At 51.8% G+C, this 20,501-nt stretch carries 14 protein-coding genes; 2 read left to right on the top strand and 12 right to left on the bottom strand.

Annotated elements, in window-relative coordinates; genetic code table 11:
• Nucleotides 1–84: 84 nt before the first annotated feature.
• The 5 genes from ACFQ88_RS12135 to ACFQ88_RS12115 form a co-directional block, all read right to left on the bottom strand.
• Nucleotides 85–6,096, bottom strand: a complete 6,012-nt coding sequence (locus ACFQ88_RS12135; RefSeq protein WP_379454306.1) for a CBM96 family carbohydrate-binding protein — start codon at nt 6,094–6,096, stop codon at nt 85–87.
• A gap of 310 nt (nt 6,097–6,406) precedes the next feature.
• A complete protein-coding gene (locus ACFQ88_RS12130) occupies nt 6,407–7,288 on the bottom strand; it encodes a carbohydrate ABC transporter permease (RefSeq protein ID WP_239633798.1) in 882 nt (293 codons plus the stop codon).
• Between the two features lie 9 nt (nt 7,289–7,297).
• Nucleotides 7,298–8,254: an ABC transporter permease gene (locus tag ACFQ88_RS12125; protein WP_379454305.1), complete on the bottom strand. Its 957-nt coding sequence runs from the start codon at nt 8,252–8,254 to the stop codon at nt 7,298–7,300.
• Between the two features lie 56 nt (nt 8,255–8,310).
• Complete coding sequence (locus tag ACFQ88_RS12120; protein WP_379454304.1) at nt 8,311–9,933, bottom strand: extracellular solute-binding protein; 1,623 nt, start codon at nt 9,931–9,933, stop codon at nt 8,311–8,313.
• Between the two features lie 276 nt (nt 9,934–10,209).
• Nucleotides 10,210–11,160: a carbon-nitrogen hydrolase family protein gene (locus ACFQ88_RS12115; protein ID WP_379454303.1), complete on the bottom strand. Its 951-nt coding sequence runs from the start codon at nt 11,158–11,160 to the stop codon at nt 10,210–10,212.
• A gap of 342 nt (nt 11,161–11,502) precedes the next feature.
• Here ACFQ88_RS12115 and pdxR point away from each other — a divergent pair, with 342 nt between their 5' ends.
• On the top strand, nt 11,503–12,942 hold the full coding sequence (pdxR, locus tag ACFQ88_RS12110; RefSeq protein ID WP_379454302.1) for a MocR-like pyridoxine biosynthesis transcription factor PdxR: 1,440 nt from the start codon (nt 11,503–11,505) through the stop codon (nt 12,940–12,942).
• A gap of 132 nt (nt 12,943–13,074) precedes the next feature.
• Here the strand turns inward: pdxR and ACFQ88_RS12105 are convergent, their stop codons facing one another.
• The 6 genes from ACFQ88_RS12105 to ACFQ88_RS12080 form a co-directional block, all read right to left on the bottom strand.
• Nucleotides 13,075–13,491 carry a FixH family protein gene (locus ACFQ88_RS12105; protein ID WP_239633793.1) on the bottom strand — a complete coding sequence of 139 codons (417 nt, stop codon included), beginning with the start codon at nt 13,489–13,491 and terminating at the stop codon, nt 13,075–13,077.
• A 69-nt stretch (nt 13,492–13,560) separates the two neighbouring features.
• Nucleotides 13,561–13,893, bottom strand: coding sequence for a cytochrome o ubiquinol oxidase subunit IV (gene cyoD / locus ACFQ88_RS12100; RefSeq protein ID WP_379454301.1), 333 nt, complete (start codon nt 13,891–13,893; stop codon nt 13,561–13,563).
• On the bottom strand, nt 13,894–14,508 hold the full coding sequence (gene cyoC / locus ACFQ88_RS12095; protein WP_239633791.1) for a cytochrome o ubiquinol oxidase subunit III: 615 nt from the start codon (nt 14,506–14,508) through the stop codon (nt 13,894–13,896).
• Nucleotides 14,508–16,490: a cbb3-type cytochrome c oxidase subunit I gene (locus ACFQ88_RS12090; protein WP_379454300.1), complete on the bottom strand. Its 1,983-nt coding sequence runs from the start codon at nt 16,488–16,490 to the stop codon at nt 14,508–14,510. The genes cyoC and ACFQ88_RS12090 overlap by 1 nt, the downstream gene beginning before the upstream one ends.
• Nucleotides 16,491–16,527: 37 nt before the next feature.
• Complete coding sequence (cyoA, locus tag ACFQ88_RS12085) at nt 16,528–17,436, bottom strand: ubiquinol oxidase subunit II (RefSeq protein ID WP_379454299.1); 909 nt, start codon at nt 17,434–17,436, stop codon at nt 16,528–16,530.
• A gap of 226 nt (nt 17,437–17,662) precedes the next feature.
• Nucleotides 17,663–18,076, bottom strand: a complete 414-nt coding sequence (locus tag ACFQ88_RS12080) for a nuclear transport factor 2 family protein (RefSeq protein ID WP_239633788.1) — start codon at nt 18,074–18,076, stop codon at nt 17,663–17,665.
• Nucleotides 18,077–18,257: 181 nt separating this feature from the next.
• Here ACFQ88_RS12080 and ACFQ88_RS12075 point away from each other — a divergent pair, with 181 nt between their 5' ends.
• On the top strand, nt 18,258–19,226 hold the full coding sequence (locus ACFQ88_RS12075; protein WP_379454298.1) for a GntR family transcriptional regulator: 969 nt from the start codon (nt 18,258–18,260) through the stop codon (nt 19,224–19,226).
• A 50-nt stretch (nt 19,227–19,276) separates the two neighbouring features.
• Here the strand turns inward: ACFQ88_RS12075 and ACFQ88_RS12070 are convergent, their stop codons facing one another.
• Nucleotides 19,277–20,452 (bottom strand): MalY/PatB family protein, encoded by a 1,176-nt coding sequence (locus tag ACFQ88_RS12070; protein WP_379454373.1) that lies wholly within the window; start codon nt 20,450–20,452, stop codon nt 19,277–19,279.
• Nucleotides 20,453–20,501: the final 49 nt, after the last annotated feature.

Genomic DNA, 20,501 nt, shown 5'->3' with positions numbered 1-20,501 from the left:
TAAAGTGGAGCTTTGGCTTCGAAGTCAACATGTTGAAAAAGCCCCCTGAACTCCGCTGTTCAGGGGGCTAATCGTGCTTTTCAATTATTGAAAAGCAATATGCTTGAGCATCCGTTCTATCATCACGGCTGCTTCCGCCCGTGTTGCGTTGGCGGCAGGAACGAACGCTGTTGCGGTCTGGCCGTTAACGATGTTCGCTTTCAACGCTAGTGCGACTCCTTCTTTGGCGTAGCCGCTAATCGCAGCATTATCGGAGAAGGATTCCAATAAGGCCGGATCCGTCTGGAGCTCTTCTTCGGCAGGCGCCAGCTTCAACGCCCTGGCAATCATGACCGCCATCTGCTCTCTCGTAATATAGCCGTTCGGCTGGAACGATCCGTTCTCGATGCCGTCGACAATACCGGCAGCGGATGCGGCTCCAACCGCTCCCGCATACCAATCTGCGGAAGCTACGTCCGAATAGCTGCTTCCTGTACGCGGAGCCAGTCCCATGGCTCTGGTCAGAAGAACGGCGAACTCCGCTCTCGTAATCTGTTTATCGGGAGCAAATTCATTCTCCGACGTTCCTTTGACGAGGAATCGGGATGCCATGGATTCGACGGATGCTTGCGCCCAGTGACCGCGAAGATCCGCGAAGCTCTTGCTTGCTTGCACCACGGTATAAATGCTGTTGCTTGTACTGTATATCGTGACGGTTGTGCTGCCGGCTGCTTTGTGGAATTGAGCCGGTACGTAGGTCAGCTCGCCGGTCGCCGGATCGAAGCGTACGGCTGCCGCATGCTGCGGATCGACGCCGCCAGGCAATGTCAAGCTTCTTGGCACATACGTCTGTCCATAGTCGCTGACGACCGTCTGCTTGTCGCCCGCCTCCGCTGTGACATGGAAGTTCAAGCCGGCGTGCAGCAGCTTCGCTCCTTGACTCTTCGCCTTGTCGCTCAACGAGGCGGCATCTCCTGCAGAGAGCTTCTCGATTCGGATCACGAGCGTGATGTCCTCCGCTTTCTTGTTCAGCGATTTGGCTAATGCAGCGATATCTATGCTTTGAAGCGGCAAATCATATCGTGCTCCGTCATACGTAAAGCTAAGAGTCGCTTTAGGAGCCAGCGCCAGGAATTCGGCGATCTTGCCCGCAGGAATAACGATCATGCCGATGTCTTCTTTTCCGGCGACGTCAGCCTGGAGTATGATCTCATCTTTGGCTTGTGCCGCTGTCAAGCCTTGCAAAGCCTGGATGACTGCGTTGGCATCCAGTACCGCCTTGGAGACCGGCCTTCCATCCTTCGCCGTTTCTTTGACAGGCTCTCCGAGCGGGATGCTCACACTTGTCGGCTGCCCCGGTACTGCCGGCTTGACTGCCGACGGAGGAACAGTTGCGGGTGCAGGGGCTGCCGAACCGGATGAGCCGGAGGACGACCCTCCTCTTCTAGGAGCAGGAACTACCTGGATGTCCGCCGAGGTGAGCTGGGCATCCTGCGCTTGCTGCAGCCCGTTGGTAACAGTTGCCTTGGTAACGGCAACCTGAGCCCGCGTCGCCTGCGGTACCCAAGCAGACGCTTTCCATTGGATCCGCAGCAGGTCGCCGTCCTTCGTTACGACTCCTTCCGGGCTGCGGCTCGCCGTTGTAATACGCAGCTGCCCTGGTGCTGTTACTTCATTGCGGGTAATGATGAAGTCCTGCTTCAACGATTCCGCCGAAAGCCATTCGATCGCATTGGCGCTGTAGGTTAAAGTTATATCCGCGGTATACACCGCCGAGTAGACGCTTCCCGTTACGCTTCCCAAGCCGATAACGGATTGGAACGTCTGCCCGGCTTGAACCGAGCCCGGCATATGGATTATCGTGCTCGGAGGGCTTGCAGGATTACCCGGTCCTTCACCCGGATTACCACCGCCTGGATTCTCAACGCCCCCATTGTTGCCTCCACCGCCTGGATTGCCTTCGCCTCCTGTGCCGCTTCCGGTAACGGTCACCTCGTACTTCGCGGTAAGTCCGCCGTCGACCGTACGAGCCGTAATAACGGCATTCCCAGCCGCGATTGCTTTCAAGCTGACGCTTGTCGTTCCTTCGAGCGGCTGATATACTGCCTCGCCAACCGTAACAGCCGAACTGCTCGACTCGAACGTTACTGTTTTATCCGTTGCGTTCTCCGGCAGAACAGTGGCGGTTAAGCTGTCGGTGTCGCCTACCTTCAACGTGCCCGACGTTTTATTCAACGTGATGGACTGCGGCGACTGGACAGGCGCCAGATGCACCCAAAACTCAATAATGCTGTTCCAGGCGTTCAATTCGTTGCCATAGCCGGTAAATTTCACGTATTTGGCCTTAACCGGGTCAAAGCCAAACGTTTCGGGCTGATTAGGGTTCGGCTTGCCGCTGACCGCCCGGGTCAGAACCTTATGATACGTTTCGCCGTCCCTGGAAACCTCCAGATCAAAAGTCGACGACCGGAGATTCCCGCTATAGAACATAATACTCGCTTTGTCGATCAATACTTCCTTGTCCAGCTCGAGCACCAAATATTGCCCGCCTGTACCCTCGGCCGACCAGCGGGAATCAGGGTCTCTGTCGTTCACGTTGGCAGGCACGTTCCCGTCATCTGCGCTTGCCGTCACCTTGACCGCCGTCGCAAATTTGCCATCCGGCTCGCTCATCGGCTCTTTTACTTCAAATGTTTGGGTAGACTTCACCGTCTTGCCGTTCCATGTTATTTCGGCCGTAACCTTCGTAATCCCCGGCAGCAGCGCCTTAAATACGGACCCTTGAATCGATGCGACCGTTTCATTGTTCAATGTGTAGGCAACCGGATAATCTCCCGATCCAAGATCGACGGTTTCCCCGTTGTCCAGCGTCAGGATCGCCTTCAGCTTCCCGCTGTTCCCTACGCTGATTGCGTTGCCTGCGGCTCTCCAGCCCGGAACCGATTTGTCCGGCGCCAAAGTAATCGATACCGGCAGTACGGGCGATGCCGCTACCTTGAACTGGACGGTATACTCTTTTACTTCACCGCCATTGGACACTCGAATCACACCGTTCCCGCTCGTCGATGCAGGCTGGGTAATTGTAACGGCTGCATCCGGCGATAACGCCGCTGCCTGTACATTCGGAACCGTCGTGGTGCCGTATGGAAGAGTGTACGTATAGCTTGTCCGTGTAAACTGCATTCCTGCGATAGGCAAACCGTTGACGAGCAAAGATTGCAAGGCGAGCTTCGTCCCGTCAGTCCTTCTGCCAAATTGATCGGAATACAAGCTTTGCGGGGTCAGCTTATCCCCTTCTCCGACCCCTTCAGCCATATCGAAAGGCTTCGTATTGGCGTCGGCAATGGAACCGGTAATATTGACATTAACCCCCGAGACCGCACCCTTGGTCCCGACAATGTAACCGTTGCCGAACTGCTCCGATTCGATAATAATGCCATTTTTGCTGCTGTGGGCAGCCAGTCCGGTCGTGTTCCAGAATACGCTTTCAGTAGTTACGACACCGTGCCGGTTCGTCTCCGAGGAGCCGTAGTCTCTTGTTATAGCAGAGATTGCGTCACCGTTCAGCGTCATCGAGTCGATTAGGTTCGCCATACTCATATACATATGGAAATCGGTTAACAAAGACGGCTTTTCGGAGCTTGCCTTGTACAGCACGTTTCCGTTGGCGGAAAAATTCGCGTACGTGAAGCTGTGTCTCGCTGCAACCGCGTTGCTGTCGGTAATGAGATCGTCGTTGCCGATGAATTGATACAAGTAACCATTGCCGTTAGCTCCCCTATACTGCGGATACTGCATCGTCACATTATCGACGGTCACATTTTTCGTGCGGTCCAGAATGACGCCTTTGGACAAAATATGGTAGGTTGCATTGCCTTCCGGCTTGTAAGTGCTAATATTGCGCACCCAGCTGTTGGAAACTGCTACCAAATTGATCGCCTTAGCATTATCGCTTTCATATCCAGCCGTTCCGACGACCTTATAGTCGTCTTCTCCCAGTCCGCTCTTGGAGTTCTGGACGTTGGCGATGGAGAAATCCTCCAGCCCGATCTCCGACAATGGATTCTCTGTCTTCGTGATCGTAATGTTATCCCGCAGCTTCATCGGGAAGCGTGTTGGAATGTCCAGCGTGATCGTCCGGTTCACGGCGTCGACGCCGACGATCTGCCTGTAAAACAACGGCTCGACCTTGCCCAGCCTGGAAGCCCATTTATTTTGCATGCCGAGCTCCTCCAGAAAGCCTTGCGTCGTTTCGAACGTGATCGTCACGTAATCGTTCACCTTGAACGAGCCGGCATCCTGAACCGGCAGCAGCACGGTAGGCTCGGTAACGCTTCGGCTAAGCTTCGTCGACACAGGTGTTTTTTTCCAATCGGTGCCGCCTACTTCAATGATATCCTTGCCTTTCATGTTCTCGGTGGCGTTGTACAAGAACGTTTTGTTCATGCCGGCGCCCTTCAGAACAACGTTGCTCCATGCAATCCGGAGAGCATAATCCTTGCCTGCCGGAGGATTGACCTGGTACGTTCCTTCCGGAAGATACACAACACCTCCGCCTTGAGCTCCGGCGTCGTCAATCGCCTTCTGAATCGCTGACGTAGCATCGCTGCCGCCTGTGGCGTCGGCATGGTATGGCGCTTTGGTTACGTCGATAGGTCGCGACATATCCGCTGCCGGTATAGCCGTTTCGCCCCTATGGTAGCCAGCGTAAGAGAAATCGTGCAAATATCGGCCCTTGTCATCCTTGAATCCCGGATACCAGTCGGCAGAGTAAAGACGGCTCCTTCCGTCGCTGCCCAGAGTCAAATCCTCCGGTGTCTCTGCAGGATCAGACACCATGAGCCTCGGCGGCGATTGTCCGCCCGCATTCGTATCCTTGCCACGGTGATAGAAGATACCGGTTTGATCCTTGGCCGCCATCATGACCGTAATGGTCTTGGCGCCGTTTTGTTTTTGCTGCTTCACATATTGGGTTATGTCCGCATCTTGGTAGTTGTTCGCTGTTTTGTATAACACCTCGGCAAGAGGAACGGCATCCGCTTGCGGCCGGTTATTCCAGCTAATGTCGGTTTCCTTCCAGTCGGAGCTGCCGGAGGTTCCGAATATTTGCACATAGGAGGTAGCTGGAGCCGTTGTGCTCTTGGACGTATCTCTGCCCCATACGGAGAATACGGTTTTCCCTATTTTATCGGGTTCCGGAAGCTGTGAAATATCGAACTTGAAATAAGCGTACGCTTTATTGAATTCCACGGTCATCCCGTCGGCGATAGCAGCCGTATTGTTCGTACCGTGATAATTTTTATCGGCATCCTTGTTATTCGTCGTTGCAGGGTTGTACACAAGCGAGTCGTGCAACGGAGGCATATTTTTGCCATAGGCAAAAGCGACTGGCGGCGTGTACGGCTGCGGAGCAGGCAGACCGCTCGCTTGCTGATGGATGACCAAGGACGGAATTCGCACGGCGCCGTCAGCGTCGGTCGTTTCGCGTCCCCGCAGCTCGACCGCCGACGCCGTCTCCGCCTTGATGAGTAAGGAGACGGAAGCTGCTCCTGCGGCTTGCTTGGACTTAATGTAATCGGTAATGTTGAACCGGTACAGCTTCGCTTCGTTGGTGATTTGAATTGTATCCAGGGAGTCCGCCATGGGGGTGAATTTGTTTTTCCAAGTGGCAGCTGTCTCCGACCAGTCCGCTGCAGTCTGCATAGGTTGCAGCCCGTAGACGCTGATTGGACCCGCTACCGCGGAAGAAGCCTGAAACTGCAAGGCGGCTTCTGCATAATCACCCGGAGCCGGCAGCCCGGACAGGTCATATTTGACATAAGTATAGGCCTGCGATCCATCCTCGTCCCGCCCTGCCCGCATGATATCCTGAGCTGCGCCGTCGGCAGCCGCCTTGTGGTAGTTGGTCGCTTCATTGGCGATTAACGATGAGTTCATATAATAACCGCTCGAATACACGGACACATCGCTAATTGGAGCCATAGGCGTACCGTAAGAGAATGCCGCGCGGATCGTGCCGGGCGATGCCCATAATGGGCTTGCGATCAGGCATACAATCAGCAGAAGCTGCAGCGCTTGTCTCGCATGCTTCCATGGGTATGAAGCCGTTGTTTTCATTTCTTTCCTCCCTTTGAATGAACTTCAGTTACAAATTACCTTGATGCCCCTCAACACCGATCATTTCACTTGCGATGTTAGCGGTTTCAAAAAACGGATTCGTTCGATCTCCCCCTCTCCTCAAACAACTTTTTGCTGGATGTTCTTGGCTATTATTGCTCATTACAGGCAAGATTGAATATGCACAAAATGTCCATTTCAATAAACAATTTGTAAAATGAACCCTATTTATAGAAAAAAAACCATCTGAATCGTCTTCAAATGGTTTATTAACCGAGCAATTATTAGTGATGGAATGGCCGCCTAGGAGTTATCCTTTTAACGATCCGACCATAACGCCTTTGACGAAGAAGCGCTGTACGAACGGATAAATACACAGCACAGGCACCGTAGCTACCATAATCGTTGCATATTTGATGGTTTCCCCAATCTGATGGCGGTCTCCGGCATCTGCGCCCATCGACATCGTCTCCGTCGAGTTCGAGATTAAGATCTCGCGAAGAACCAATTGCAGCGGGAACAGCTCCCGGTCCTTAATAAAGACGGAGGCATAGAACCAGCCGTTCCATTTGTCGACTGCGTAGTAAAGAATCATAACAGCGATAACCGGCATCGACAGCGGAAGAATGATCCGGAATAAGATCGTAAAGTGATTCGCCCCGTCGATCTTGGCGGATTCCTCGAGACTGTCGGGTATGCCCATGAACGCTGTACGCATAATGATCAGATTGAACGTGCTGATCGAGAACGGAATGATTGTAGCCCAGAGCGTGTCGAGTAAGCCTACATTTTTGACAACGAGGTACAGCGGAATAAGTCCCCCGTGGAAAAACATGGTGAAGACGATAATGATCATGAACGCTTTGTTCCACAGCACATTTTTCCTCGATAGGACGTAAGCACCCAAGGCGGTCATAATGAGATTGACCAGAACTCCGGCAACAACGATAAAGATCGTGTTGCGATAGCCTATCAGGATGCTAGGATTTTTCATTACGTCCTTATAGGCGTCCAGATTGAAGCCGAGCGATTTGTACAGCAGACCCTTATGGGTAATGAGCTGATTGGCGTCACTGAAGGAAGCGAAGACGACATACAGCAGCGGATACAGCGTGATGATCACGAGCAGAACAAGGATCGCGTGAATGACGAAATCGAAGGCGATTTCAAGCAGGTCGGTTTGTTTTTTCATAATTACACCTCACCATAAGCTACTTTCATTGACTTTGCGGCTGACATAGTTGGCGGTGATGAGGAGAATCAGGTTGATCACGGAGTTAAATAGCCCTACAGCCGAGCTGTAGCTCCACCCGAACTCCAGCAAGCCTTTGCGGTACACGAACGACGATATGACGTCGGCCGTTTCGTACGTGACCGGATTGTAGAGCAAGATGATCTTCTCAAAGCCTACGTTGAGCAGGTTGCCCATACGCAATATAAACATAATGGCAATGGTAGGCATGATACCGGGCAGCGTAATATACAGCATTTGCTTCCAACGGCTGGCCCCGTCCATACGAGCCGCTTCATACTGTTCCTGGTCGATGCTCATTAACGCAGCGATATAGATGATTGATTCCCAGCCTATCCGCTGCCAAATCTCGGAGATAATATAGATCGGCCGAAACAAATTCGGCTGCTGCAGCATGGCCTGTCCTTCATATCCGAGTGCTCTGAACAAGGAGTGAACCACTCCGTCCGCATTCGTGAAATCCGTAATAATACCGCAAATGACGACGAGCGAAATAAAATAAGGCATATAAGTAATCGTCTGTGCTACCCGCTTGAATGTTTTGCTGCGCACTTCGTTAATCATTAGAGCAAGAATAATAGGCGCGGGAAACTCAAACAGCAGCGAATACAGACTGATAATAAGCGTGTTTTTTAAGATTCGCCAAAAATAGTAGCTTCCGAAAAAATCTTTAAAATGCTTCAAGCCCACCCAATCGCTGCCCATAATGCCCTTCATCGGCGTATAATCCTTGAAAGCTATCAGCGCCCCGTACATAGGGGCATAATGGAAAATGACATAAAAAGCCAGTACAGGAATCATCATGAGATACAAATATTTGTTCATTGCAAAATCTCGAAGAAAAATATGCTTTGACGCCTTTTTTCCGCTGCTCCGGGCTCTCTCCAGGCTTTGTGCGTTATCCATCATTTCACCTCTCTCGAATGGACGGAGAGGGCCGAGCCCTCCCCGCGTCCGTCAATTTATCTCTTGTTGTAACGATCCAGCGCCGCTTTTTGAATCTCAATTGCTTTGTCCAGATTCAACGATTTCATTTTGCTGACATAGCTTTCGAATTGATCCGGGGACTCGGCGCCAAGGATGATTTTCAACGTCATTTCGTCGACCAGCGTATCGATGTCGTTCATGATTTTGGCATATTCGGAGCTTTCCTCCGGTGTCGGTGTAAGAGGCGGCAGGCTGTATTTGTCCGTATCCGTTTTTTTCCACACGTCGATGGCTTCACGCTGCGTCGGCAGTGTAAAGAATTGCTCTGCATACCGCTTATCCTGAATGAACGGTCCGTTGTAGCTGCCGCGAATGTACAGGGACATGGCTTGAGCCGGCGCCAGCTTATCCGGGTTTTTCATCAGCAGATCGGTATACTTCGGATAGCCGTTCTCCATGTTGTAGCTTACGCCTTCGGTTCCGAAGTTGAAGAACATGCGGCCTTCGTCGCTGTAGCCGTAATCGAGCATTTTGACCGCTAGCTCTGGGTCCTTCGCTTTAGTAGTTACCGCAACAATCCCTCCGGCGGAGAATGGCTTGTCTTTTTGGCCGAACTTCGGAGTGTCGCCTTTTTTCAGTACAGGGTATGGAGCAGCTACCAGCAAGGCTTTAGGATCTTTGTTTTGCACAAGCGGCTGCCATTTGCCGATACCGCCTCCGGCATTGCCGATCGTCGCTCCGGTCTCGGCTGCTGCGATGCTTCCGTCGAGCGCCTTGGTGTCTGTTGTAGCAATGTTTTTATCCAACAGACCTTCTTTGTACCATTGGCTGAACAGGGTCAAATATTCTTTAAAGCCTTTTTCGGCAGGTCCGAACTTGATTTGTCCATTTTCCATGTAAAATCCGCGGTTGACCCCGAACGCTCCCAAGAAAGCTCCGTTATACGAATCGTTGAAGAAGCGCGGCTTACTCGTAAAGGACAATGCGGCGTCAGCGCCTTTCTTCTCTTTGAAGGCACGCAGCGTCTTCGTCCAATCGTCAATCGTCTCCGGAACCGGCAAACCGAGCTCATCCAGCCAGTCTTTGCGGATAATCGGGCCTTGGAACACTTGAAGATACTCGTCTCCGCGAATGAACGGGAACGTATAGTAGCTGCCGTTGTCCGTCTTGACCATCTTGTCGATCTCCGGATGCTCCTTCAAATATTTCTTCAGGTTCGGAGCATGCTTGTCGATCAGATCGTTCAGCCTGAGAATGTAACCGTCCTTAATTGCTTTCTCCGGTCCGCCCGGGAAGCTGTTCAGGAAGTTGTACTCAATCATGTCCGGCAAATCACCGGATGCGAGCATCACGTTGAGCGCTTCTTTCGCCTGGTTGGCCGGCGGCGCCGTAAACTTCAGCTTGACGCCGGTTTTCTTCTGCCACTCCTGGAAGAACGGCACCTCGTTATGGGACGGCTTGACCCCGACAATATTCGGCGTTAATTCTCCCCAATACGTCAGCGTTTTGTCCGTTTGGATAGGATATGTAGTCGGACCCGACGCACTGGAGCTGGATTCCTTCGCTTTCTCATTAGTAGAGGCGGACGGCGCAGTCGAACAGCCGACCATACTGACTAATGTAGTAACAAGGGTTGAAGCTATAATAACCTTTTTCATGTACAGACCTCCTCAAGTCCCCGATATGTCTTGTATGAGATGCATCTCTTCGTTAGTGTAAGGGGCCGTACGTTAGAATCCCATAGACAATGAGTCGAAACGGATGGCGTTTTTCTCCCTTTTTGATGCGCAATTTCTCCATTTCCATTGATCAATTCAGACTTTTTTCGACGATTTTCCGCATGATTACCGTGTCAAATGACAAAAACTGCCCTTCCGTAGTCAATAACTACATGAAGGGCAGTTTACCGTTACATATTCTATTGGAAATGCTGCTCACTTGCCGAAGACAACAATATCCTTTCGCTCTGTGTTGACGGTTAATTGAAACACGTCGGGTCTGCTGTAATGGCCTGCCACATCGAAATCAAAGCGGCTCTTCACGATCCTGGACAAATCCAGTGTTGCCAGCAAGATGCCTTCTTCATTATATAGAGGCTCGGCAATATACTCCCCAAGCGGGCCGACTATTGCGCTGCCTCCTCTGCACAAAATAACGTCGTCATGCTCAATATCATCATAGCAGGCCAAATCGGCGGGATAGGACGCCTTGGTCACATATTGGTTGCTCGATATGACGTAGCACCTTCCTTCACAGGCAATATGCTGCAGCGTAGCCTGCCAGGTGTCGCGAGAGTCCGCCGTAGGGGTGACGAAAATATCGACTCCTTGCGCATACATTGCCATACGGGCAAGCGGCATATAGTTTTCCCAGCAAATAAGTCCGCCGACGGTTCCGAAGGGCGTATCGATAACCGTAAGCGTGCTCCCATCGCCTTGACCCCATAGAAGCCGCTCCGACCCCGTGGGGACGAGCTTCCTATGCTTGCCCAAAACTTGTCCATCCGGTCCGATATATAAAATGGTATTGTACAGCGTCCCTTGGCTGTAATCCCGGTCCCGCTCCACAACGCCTACAACAAGATAGACGCCGGTCTCTTGGGCCAGATCGCCAAGCAGCTTGGTTTCCGCTCCAGGTATGTCGATCGCGCTGTCCCAGTAACGCGCCCAGTCGCTTCTTCCTGCATCATTCCGGCTGCCCACCCGGGTCCCGAACGTCAATCCTCTAGGATAGCCAGGTATAAAAACTTCAGGAAAAACAACAAGCTGCGCTCCCCGTTCAGCAGCTTCCTTCGTCTTCGACACGATCAGGTCTATAGACGATAGCTTGTCGAACAATACGGGTGCAGATTGGACAACGGCAACGCAGACATGATTTTGATTCATAGACTAATTCCTCCCTCATGATCAAGAATTCCCGACTTATCCACTATGATAAATGTTCAAATGAAAAAGTAACCATCCAAAATCAAGCGACGGATACCATCCATTCCCGACGTTTGGTTCGTATAAGATAAGACGATACTGGAAGCGGCAGGCTTTTGCCACCAGACCATCCAATTCCCGCTCCCGTTTCCCATCCATGTTCAATAGATTGATAAACATTTGTCATCATAGTGCTACAAAGGGAAGCGGCAGTTTATTCATTCCAGTGGTATGATGAACATCACAATCACCATTCGTTATAAGACACTTCCAAACAGAACATATACCGGGGGGAGTAGCGTTATGTGGAAACCCGATCGTCTAAACAACCAGCCCTTATATCAACAAATTGCCGACGATCTCGAGAAGAGAATTTCTTATGGCGAATTTCCGCCCGGAAGCTTGCTTCCCTCCGAACGAAAATTAGCGGATCAATTAGGCGTTAACCGAAGCACGGTGATCTTGGCCTATGCCGAGCTTCGATCGCACGGAATTATCGAGAGCCGGTCGGGAAGCGGAACGCGGGTCAGCAAATTCAAATGGGGAGCTACGCCGAAGCACACACCCAATTGGCACCGGTACGTGGAAGGTGGGGGCTTCCTGCCGAATTTGCCCTTTTTGCGCCGCATCCGCGAAGCGCTTCAGCTGGACCCGACATTGATTGATTTTGCGAGCGGGGAGCTTGGACCCGATATATCTCCCGTGGAAGAGATCAATCATATTATGAAGGAAAACCATTATTCCGATTATTTGGGCTACGATAATCCGCAAGGCTTTGTCCCGCTGCGGGATGCGCTCGTTCATTATTTGAGCCGCTACAGAAGCATTCAAACGACGAACTCGTCGATTCTCGTCACCTCCGGGTCCCAGCAATCGCTATATTTGATCACGCAATGCCTGTTGGCTCCCGGTGACGCCGTAGCGATCGAGGATCCATCGTATTGCTACTCCTTGCCCATGTTTCAGTCGGCCGGGCTCCGTTTATTCCGTCTTCCCGTCGATAAGAAAGGGATTCGCCCGGAGGATGTTCGCACCCTGTACAAAAAGCATCGCATCAAGATGCTGTTCATGAACCCGAACTTTCAAAATCCGACGGGCGTATTGCTCGATACGGACCGCCGCAAGGAGCTGCTGGATGTGGCGAGCGAGCTGGGCCTGCCGATTGTGGAGGACGATCCTTTCAGCCTGACGGCCTATGACGGCAATCCGCCGCAGCCGCTCAAAGCGATGGATTCCTTCGGCTCCGTCCTCTACATCGGCTCGTTCTCCAAGATCGCGGCATCCGGACTTCGAGTCGGCTGGATGGTCGCTCCGAACTCCGTAGTCGAGCGGCTGGCCGATGCCCGGCAGCAGATGGATTTCGGGCTAAGCGTCGTACCTCAGAACGTCGCCGCTCTGTTCTTGCAGTCCTCCTACTTCCAGCCTCATCTGGAGCGATTGCGCATGAATCTCATATACAAGCGGGATTTGGTAGTGGAAACGCTGCAGAAAGAGCTGCCGAATGAGATCAGCTTTACGGTTCCCAACGGAGGACTCCATCTGTGGTGCAAAATCAACGGCGAGGTCAACGACAACAAGCTGTTCGAAGAGGCGATCCGTCAAGGCGTCGTGTTCGTGCCTGGAAGCGTCTATGGTTCGGATTCCGGTTATGTGCGGTTCACCTTCGCAAGAGCCAAAAAGGAAGAGATTGTGGCCGGCATCACCAAATTTGCCGCAGCGCTTCGCGCCGTGCTTCAATCATAAGGCAACAATAAAGGTGCATGAGAGCTTCGTTCCCGGAACGCAAGCTTTCATGCACCTTTCGTTTGAGTTATAACAAGTTCGGTTTCGGTTGAACTTTTTTTATGAAGCCGGCGATGAAGGTCTCATGTCGGATCATTTTGTGCCAAGGACCTTTTCCACCACCAATTCCTTCTGCGGCATCACACTCATGTCTCTTGCTGTAACATGAGCAATGACATTGTAGGTTCCGTCTTCAGGGAACATCGTTTTGATGCGATACACGCCATCCTTCCAATGAGAAGCCGTAACGGTTTGATGGTTAGGCTGATCTTTTTTCCAAATTTCAAATTTCACTTCCTGAGCGTCCTCGACCTTGTCGTTTCCTTGAGTTACCTTCGCTTCCAGCAAAATGGCGCGTCCCGGCAGCAGCGTTTCCTGCACCGTGCTTACCTCGACTTGAACCGGTTCGGCCTGTTCCAAGCCGATAGAAGCTGGATTGGAGCAAGCTGCGACAGACAACAGACCGACAACACTGACAACACCAACCAAAGCTGTGAACATTTTTTTCATCTCATAGTACCTCCGTTGTTTTTATAGTATGACTGATGACTGAACACGGTTTTCAAGAGATCGGAATGCTTACTGAGCTACCATATTGTATGTCATGATCCACATCGACCCGGCCACGATAACGAGTAAAATAACCAAGCCGAGAAGAAGGGAAATCAGGTTGTAGCGCGGTTTCTTTTCCTCACGCAGATGCATGAAGAACAACAGCTGGACGAACAGCTGCAGCACAGCGGCAGCCATCAAGACGATAGCGATGCTTATCCCTTCCAGCCATCCGTTCAGTACGATAGCTACAGGAATAGCGGTCAATACAAGGGATAACAGGAAGCCTGCCGTATATGACCGGAACGAGCCGTGTGCTTCACCGTCATCGTTCCCATGAACAAATTCATGCTGTGCCATCTAGCTCACCCCCATCAAATAGACCACCGTGAAGACAAAGATCCAGACGACGTCCAAAAAGTGCCAAAACAGACTGATGATATTGACTTTACGCTTCGTAACCGGCGTGATTCCCTGACGCGACAATTGAACCATCAACGCTATCATCCATACGATACCGATCAGTACATGGAGGCCGTGCGTACCTACTAACGTGTAGAAGGCCGATAAGAAAGCACTGGTACCGATGGTTGCTCCTTCATGAACGAAGTGAGCGAATTCCTTGATCTCCAGCCCGATGAAGATCGTCCCTAGCAGCGCCGTTACAGCCAGCCAGCCGATCAAGGCTCTAAGGCTCCCTTTATTCATGGATAACAAGGCGAGTCCACAGGTGTAGCTGCTGAATAGCAATATCAACGTGCTTGCAATGACCCCGCCAAGCTCGAACAGGTCGGCAGGACCGGGACCGCCTGCGGTACTTCCTTTAAGAACGATGTATGTTGCGAAAAAAGTGCCGAAAATCATCACATCCGTCATCAAGTAAATCCAGAAGCCGAATGTGCGCATGCCTTCGATATCCGGATGCCCGTGGTGTTCTTCTGCCCCGGCCGAGTGAACATTGGTAGCTTGAACCATCAGACCGTCTCCCTCCTTGCCGCCGCTTCCGTGCGTGTAATTTCCTCCACCGGGATATAATAATCCGTATCGTAGTTGAACGAATGGACAAGCATACATATCGCTACGCCAGCGAGCCCCGGGAGGATGAGCCAGAGCCAGTTGAACACGAAGCCGAAGCCGGCTAGAAACCAGAAGCCCGACATGATAACAGGAATCCCCGAGTTTTTGGGCATATGGATCGGCTCCAGCTTGCCTGACACTACAGGATCCGTCTGTCCTTGCTCGCGGCGCAGCTTCGTTTCCCACCAATCGTCCTGCTCCGTTACTTGCGGCAGAACCGCAAAGTTATAGTGCGGCGCAGGAGATGGCATCGACCATTCCAGTGTACGGCTGCTCCACGGATCTCCGGTCGTATCCTGGTTGCTGCGGCGGTGCTGGATGCCATGCGCAATCTGCCATACCTGGAACAAGAAGGCGACACCCATCAAGCCGGCACCGATTGTGGAAACCAGATTCAGCTCCCACCAACCCTTGTCCCACCCGTATGTTACGATCCGCCGCGTCATGCCCATCAGGCCAAGCACGTACTGCGGCATAAAGCAGATGTAGAAGCCGATATTCCACAGCCAGAACGCCCATTTCCCGATGCGCTCATTCAGCTTGAAGCCGAACAGCTTCGGCCACCAGTAGTACAATCCCGCGAAGTAGCCGAATACGACGCCGCCGATAATGACTTGATGAAAGTGCGCGATCAGAAAGTAGCTGTTATGGAACTGAAAATCAGCCGGAGCGACCGACAGCAGCACTCCTGTCATACCGCCTACAATAAAGCAGGGGATGAACCCCATCGTCCAAAGCATCGGCGTTTCGAACGTAATTTTCCCGCGGAACATGGTGAACAGCCAGTTGAATACCTTCACACCGGTCGGAATGGCAATCAGCATCGTGGACAGAGCGAAGAAGGCATTGACATCCGCACCCGAGCCCATCGTGAAGAAGTGGTGCGCCCATACGAGAAACGACAGCACGCTGATAATCATCATGGCGTACACCATCGATTTGTAGCCGAACAGCTTTTTCCTGGAAAACGTAGCGACAATTTCGGAAAAAATACCGAATGCCGGGAGTACGATAATGTACACCTCCGGATGTCCCCACATCCAAATCAGGTTAATATACATCATTGGGTTGCCGCCGCCGTCTAAGGTGAAGAAATGCGCTCCCGCGTAACGGTCCAAGAACAGCAGCGCCAGCGTCGCCGTTAAGATCGGAAACGAAAAGATGATGGCGATGCAGCTCGACAAAACCGACCAGGCGAACATAGGCATCTTCATCAGCTTCATGCCGGGCGCGCGCATTTTCAATATAGTGACCAGGAAGTTAATCCCCGTCATCAAGCTGCCGATCCCGGAAATTTGGATGCCCCAAATGTAAAAGTCCTGCCCGACGCCTGGATTGAACATCTTTTCCGAGTAGGGAGGATACGCGAGCCATCCGGCATCCGGCGACCCTCCGATAACGAAGGACAGATTGAACAGCATCGCTCCCGAGAAAAACAGCCAGAAGCTGAGCGCATTCAAAAACGGAAATGCTACGTCTCTCGCCCCAAGCTGCAGCGGGATGATGACATTGAACAGGCCGAACATAAACGGCATCGCCATAAACAAAATCATGATCACGCCGTGAGTTGTGAATATTTGGTTATAATGATCCGGCTCCAAGAAGTGAAACTCCGGCATCGCCAGCTGCGCCCGCATCAAAAGTGCGTCCACGCCGCCGCGGAACAGCATCAGGAATGCGGCCAGAATGTACATGATGCCGATTTTTTTGTGATCGACGGTCGTGAGCCATTCGCGCCACAGCCACCCCCATTTTTTCAAATAAGTGAAACCGAACACGATGGCCGCGATCGTCAGGACAATCGTGACATCAGCTCCATAGATCAACGGATCGCCCGTTACGAAAAATTGCGAAGCGAACGTCTTCAGCTTCTCCCCCATGATCCCATCTCTCCTTCCCTTTTCTACTATTGGACCGTTACTTCTCCGGCATCATCTCATGCGTATGCTTCTGCGGCATGCCATGCTGGTGCGACGACGCATATTTCGTCACCGTCATCTCGAACAAGCCTACGGGGAACGCGGAGAAGGTTCTGCGATCCGAAACGGATGGCAGAGCCAGCTGCTTATAGCCATCCATGGTAAGCGCGGGAGAATCGGCTTTGACCTTGTTCACCCATTGTTCAAAGCTCTCTTCCTTCATGCTCTGTACATTGAAGAACATCTTCGCGAAATGTTCCCCGGTAAAATTGGCGCCGGACCCCCAATACGTCCCCACTTCGTCGGCTTGCAAATACAGCGTCATGGCCATGCCCGACATCGCATAGATCTGCCCGCCAAGCTGCGGGATCCAGAAGGAATTCATTGGGGAATCCGCCGTGATCTCGAAGCGGACGGGAACGCCTTGCGGAATGATCAGCTCGTTCACCGTGGCGATTCCCTGCTCCGGATATTGGAACAGCCATTTCCAGTCCAGGGAGGTCACTTGAACGGTCAGCGGCTTTTTATCGGATACCAAGGGCTTGGACGGCTCCAACGCATAGGTCGACTTCACCGTAATCACAGCCAGCGTAAAAATGATGAGGATCGGAATCCCCCACCAAATGACCTCGAGCTTCGTGCTGTGCTCCCAGTTCGGCGTGTATTTCGCCTTTCTCCCCTTTTTGTCGCGGTAACGCCAGCCGATCACAGCCGTCATAATCAGCACAGGCAGGATGACAACACTGCACAGCAGAGTGGAAACAATCATTAAATCCCGCTGCTGCTCGGCAATCGGGCCTTTGGGATTCAGCACAATGACGTTTTCTGCGCACCCGGTGGTAATCAACAGCATCAACACCGTCACGTATAATAACGCGAACCATCTGGGTACCTTGGGTAAATTCATGTCTCTCAGCTCCTATCGACTGCATGCTTGCTTGGTACACCCTAACTCTAAAAGAGAAGGCTGCATGTGTCACCAGCCGCTGGTCAGCCTATTGGACCGTCCATTTTCAAAATAATGCAACAAAAAGGACACTGTTTGTCCATAACTTTATAGGTTGGAAATTAGAGGCTAACACAAAAAGACATCCGTCCTATGACGAATGTCTCTAACTCACTTTAATGTATTCTTATTTATAACGCCGGTCGGTTTCCTGAATCGGATAATCGTTCGCGCTCATATCCCGCCGCCTCATCAGACCATCCTCGCCAAACTCCCACAGCTCATTGCCATGGGTTCGCATCCATTGGCCCGTCCCGGCATCCCGGTACTCGTATTCAAAGCGCACGGCGATACGGTTGTCCGTAAAGCTCCACAGCTCTTTCTTCAGCTTATAGTCCAGCTCCTTCTGCCATTTGCGGGTCAGAAACGCCTTAATGGCTTCGCGTCCCGTGAAAAACTCCGTACGGTTGCGCCAGTTGGAATCTTCTGAATAGCCTAAAGCTACCCGTTCCGGATCCCTTGAATTCCATGCATCTTCAGCGAATTGAACTTTCGCCAATGCGGTCTCCATGGTGAACGGCGGTCGAATATCTTTGCTCATCTTGTCATTCCCCTCCCACTAATATAACTAAATGAATAGGTATTTATATTCATATCATACTAGTTATTTTCGGAATGTCAACATGAAAATGCTCTTAATAATCACGCCTTGCATTCCCTTTCTAGTTAAAGTACATTTAAAGTACCAAACATATAGTAATTAGTGAAATGGGGATATAGATATGGAAAGCCAGCTCATGTTAAAGGTAAATCCCAAGCTGACGTTTTCGGTAAATACCCAAATCCGAGAGCAGCTGAAATGGCTCATTGGGATCGGCCAAATCAAGCCCGGCGACATGCTGCCTCCTGCTAATCAATTGGCGGATATTCTGGGGTTGAACAGGAATACAGTCAATCTCGTCTATAACCAGCTGCAGGATGAAGGGATTGTGGCTTTGCAAAAAGGCCGCGGCACGACCGTTATGACGAATATGAAGACCGACGAGCTGCAAAGACTTCGTCAGCCTATGCACGATCTGGTGACTGCAACGATCCAGGAAGCCGAGCGGCTGGGAATTCCGCTGGATGAGTTTTTCACAGCTGCCCTTGCCTACATTTTGCTGCACCATACGAAAGCCTCGCATCCTTTGCGGTTTGTTTTTATCGAATGCAAGGAGCATGATCATATTTTTTACCGTAAGGAAATCGAGCGGGTCACGGGTGCGGACGTCGTGTCCGTCTTTCTCGAGGATCTTGCGGGGAATCCCGGCGCTTTGGCTGCCGCATTGGAGCATTCCCATACGATCGTCACCACCTTGAATCATGCCGATGAGGTGAAAGCTATGCTTGCCGGCTTGGATGCCAAACTTCTGGTCATTGGCGCTACGATCGAAATGTCCTTTTTGCTGGACGTTGCCAGGCTGGAGCCGGGAAGCAAAGTAAGCTTCGTCTGCTTGGGCAACGCCGGCGGACAATGGATGGCCAAGCGAGTCGATGCTGCAGGGATTACGCAAATCGAAGCCATGAGCGTTGGTTTGGATCATCCCGAGCAGCTGCAGGATAACCTTGTTCATGCCGACAAGGTGTACGCTTCCGCTGCCGTCTTGGACGAATTAAAGGCGATGGCGCCCGGCAAAGTGGAGCTGTACCCCATGGTTCTTGAACAAAGCAGCGAGATGCTGCTTAAAGAAGCAGCTGCACCCCAACAATAAAACAAACCGCAAACCCATTAAAGGGTCTTTGCGGTTTGTTTTTTATGTGTTTATTCGTTTGCATTCGCTGCATCGCAAAACTGCTTCAGCGCCTGCTCCAATATGGATCTCGGACACGCGAGATTGATTCTCAGCCAGCCGGCACCCTCGGTTCCGAAGACCGAGCCTTCATTAAAGGCTACCTTGGCCTTGTTGTACATCAAGTGCTTTAACCCTTTGGCATCCAGACCGAGCTCGCGGCAATCCAGCCAGAGCAAGTAGGTGCCGTCCGGGCGAAGCGGCTTGACTTGCGGCAGATTCGATCCCAAATAGTCGATCGCGTATTCCAGATTGCCTTGGACATAGGCCATCATCTCATCGAGCCAATCCGCTCCATCACGGTAAGCCGCCTCCACGGCATCCTGGGCAAAATGCGACGCCATATGCAAGCTGAGCGTCTGCAGTCTGCGCGCCATTTTCCGCCTCAGATTGGCATTGGTAGCAACGATGAAGGAGGTATGCAGCCCCGGCAGATTGAACGTCTTGGTTGCCGCCAGGCAGGACACGGTAATGTCGGCAATTTCCGGAGACAACGTAGCGAACGGGGTATGTTTATGTCCCGGGAAGGTCAAGTCGCAATGGATCTCGTCGGAAACGACGGTCACCTGATATTTCAAGCAGAGCTCACCCAGCTGCTGCAGCTCCTCCCGCTCCCATACGCGTCCGCCGGGATTATGAGGACTGCAGAGCAGCAGGAGCTTGGCTCCCTCTTGGAACAGGGACTCCAAATGCTCGTAATCCATCTCGAAGCGTCCGTTGCGCAGCAGGAGCGAGTTTTTGGCTACTTTTCGCCCGTTGCTTTCAATAACATCGTAGAACGGATAATAGACCGGCGTCTGTATAACGACAGGTGCTCCCGGTTCGCTGAACAGCTCCACGGCCAAGCTTAACGAGGTCACGATGCTGGGAGAATCCGTTATCCAATCCGGTTGAATCTCCCACTGATGCCGATCGCGGAACCAGTTGACGATGGCTTCAAAATACGAATCCGTGCGGATCGCATAGCCATACATCCCCAAGTCGGCCCGTTGTTTCAGCACTTCCTTAACGGCCGGAGGGCTGGGGAAATCCATATCTGCAACCCATAACGGGAGGACGTCGGGTTCTCCGAACAGCTTTTCATTCTGGTCCCATTTGTAAGAACGAGTGTTGCGACGGTCTATGATACGATCAAATGAATAATTCAGGACAACCACCTCTTCTTTATGTTCTAGAGCTGCTATTGAATCTCATTGT

The sequence above is a fragment of the Paenibacillus sp. NPDC056579 genome (assembly GCF_042793215.1).
Taxonomy (GTDB): domain Bacteria; phylum Bacillota; class Bacilli; order Paenibacillales; family NBRC-103111; genus Paenibacillus_S.
This window is presented reverse-complemented; position numbering and strand designations above follow the sequence as displayed.

What these genes read in the sequence shown, in the direction of transcription:
- ACFQ88_RS12090 (WP_379454300.1), bottom strand. Translation starts at nt 16,490, where the DNA reads ATGGGGGAGAAGCTGAAGACGTTCGCTTCGCAATTTTTCGTAACGGGC.
- cyoA (WP_379454299.1), bottom strand. Translation starts at nt 17,436, where the DNA reads ATGAATTTACCCAAGGTACCCAGATGGTTCGCGTTATTATACGTGACG.
- ACFQ88_RS12115 (WP_379454303.1), bottom strand. Translation starts at nt 11,160, where the DNA reads ATGAATCAAAATCATGTCTGCGTTGCCGTTGTCCAATCTGCACCCGTA.
- ACFQ88_RS12105 (WP_239633793.1), bottom strand. Translation starts at nt 13,491, where the DNA reads ATGAAAAAAATGTTCACAGCTTTGGTTGGTGTTGTCAGTGTTGTCGGT.
- cyoD (WP_379454301.1), bottom strand. Translation starts at nt 13,893, where the DNA reads ATGGCACAGCATGAATTTGTTCATGGGAACGATGACGGTGAAGCACAC.
- ACFQ88_RS12135 (WP_379454306.1), bottom strand. Translation starts at nt 6,096, where the DNA reads ATGAAAACAACGGCTTCATACCCATGGAAGCATGCGAGACAAGCGCTG.
- ACFQ88_RS12080 (WP_239633788.1), bottom strand. Translation starts at nt 18,076, where the DNA reads ATGAGCAAAGATATTCGACCGCCGTTCACCATGGAGACCGCATTGGCG.
- ACFQ88_RS12120 (WP_379454304.1), bottom strand. Translation starts at nt 9,933, where the DNA reads ATGAAAAAGGTTATTATAGCTTCAACCCTTGTTACTACATTAGTCAGT.
- ACFQ88_RS12130 (WP_239633798.1), bottom strand. Translation starts at nt 7,288, where the DNA reads ATGAAAAAACAAACCGACCTGCTTGAAATCGCCTTCGATTTCGTCATT.
- ACFQ88_RS12125 (WP_379454305.1), bottom strand. Translation starts at nt 8,254, where the DNA reads ATGGATAACGCACAAAGCCTGGAGAGAGCCCGGAGCAGCGGAAAAAAG.
- pdxR (WP_379454302.1), top strand. Translation starts at nt 11,503, where the DNA reads ATGTGGAAACCCGATCGTCTAAACAACCAGCCCTTATATCAACAAATT.
- cyoC (WP_239633791.1), bottom strand. Translation starts at nt 14,508, where the DNA reads ATGGTTCAAGCTACCAATGTTCACTCGGCCGGGGCAGAAGAACACCAC.
- ACFQ88_RS12075 (WP_379454298.1), top strand. Translation starts at nt 18,258, where the DNA reads ATGGAAAGCCAGCTCATGTTAAAGGTAAATCCCAAGCTGACGTTTTCG.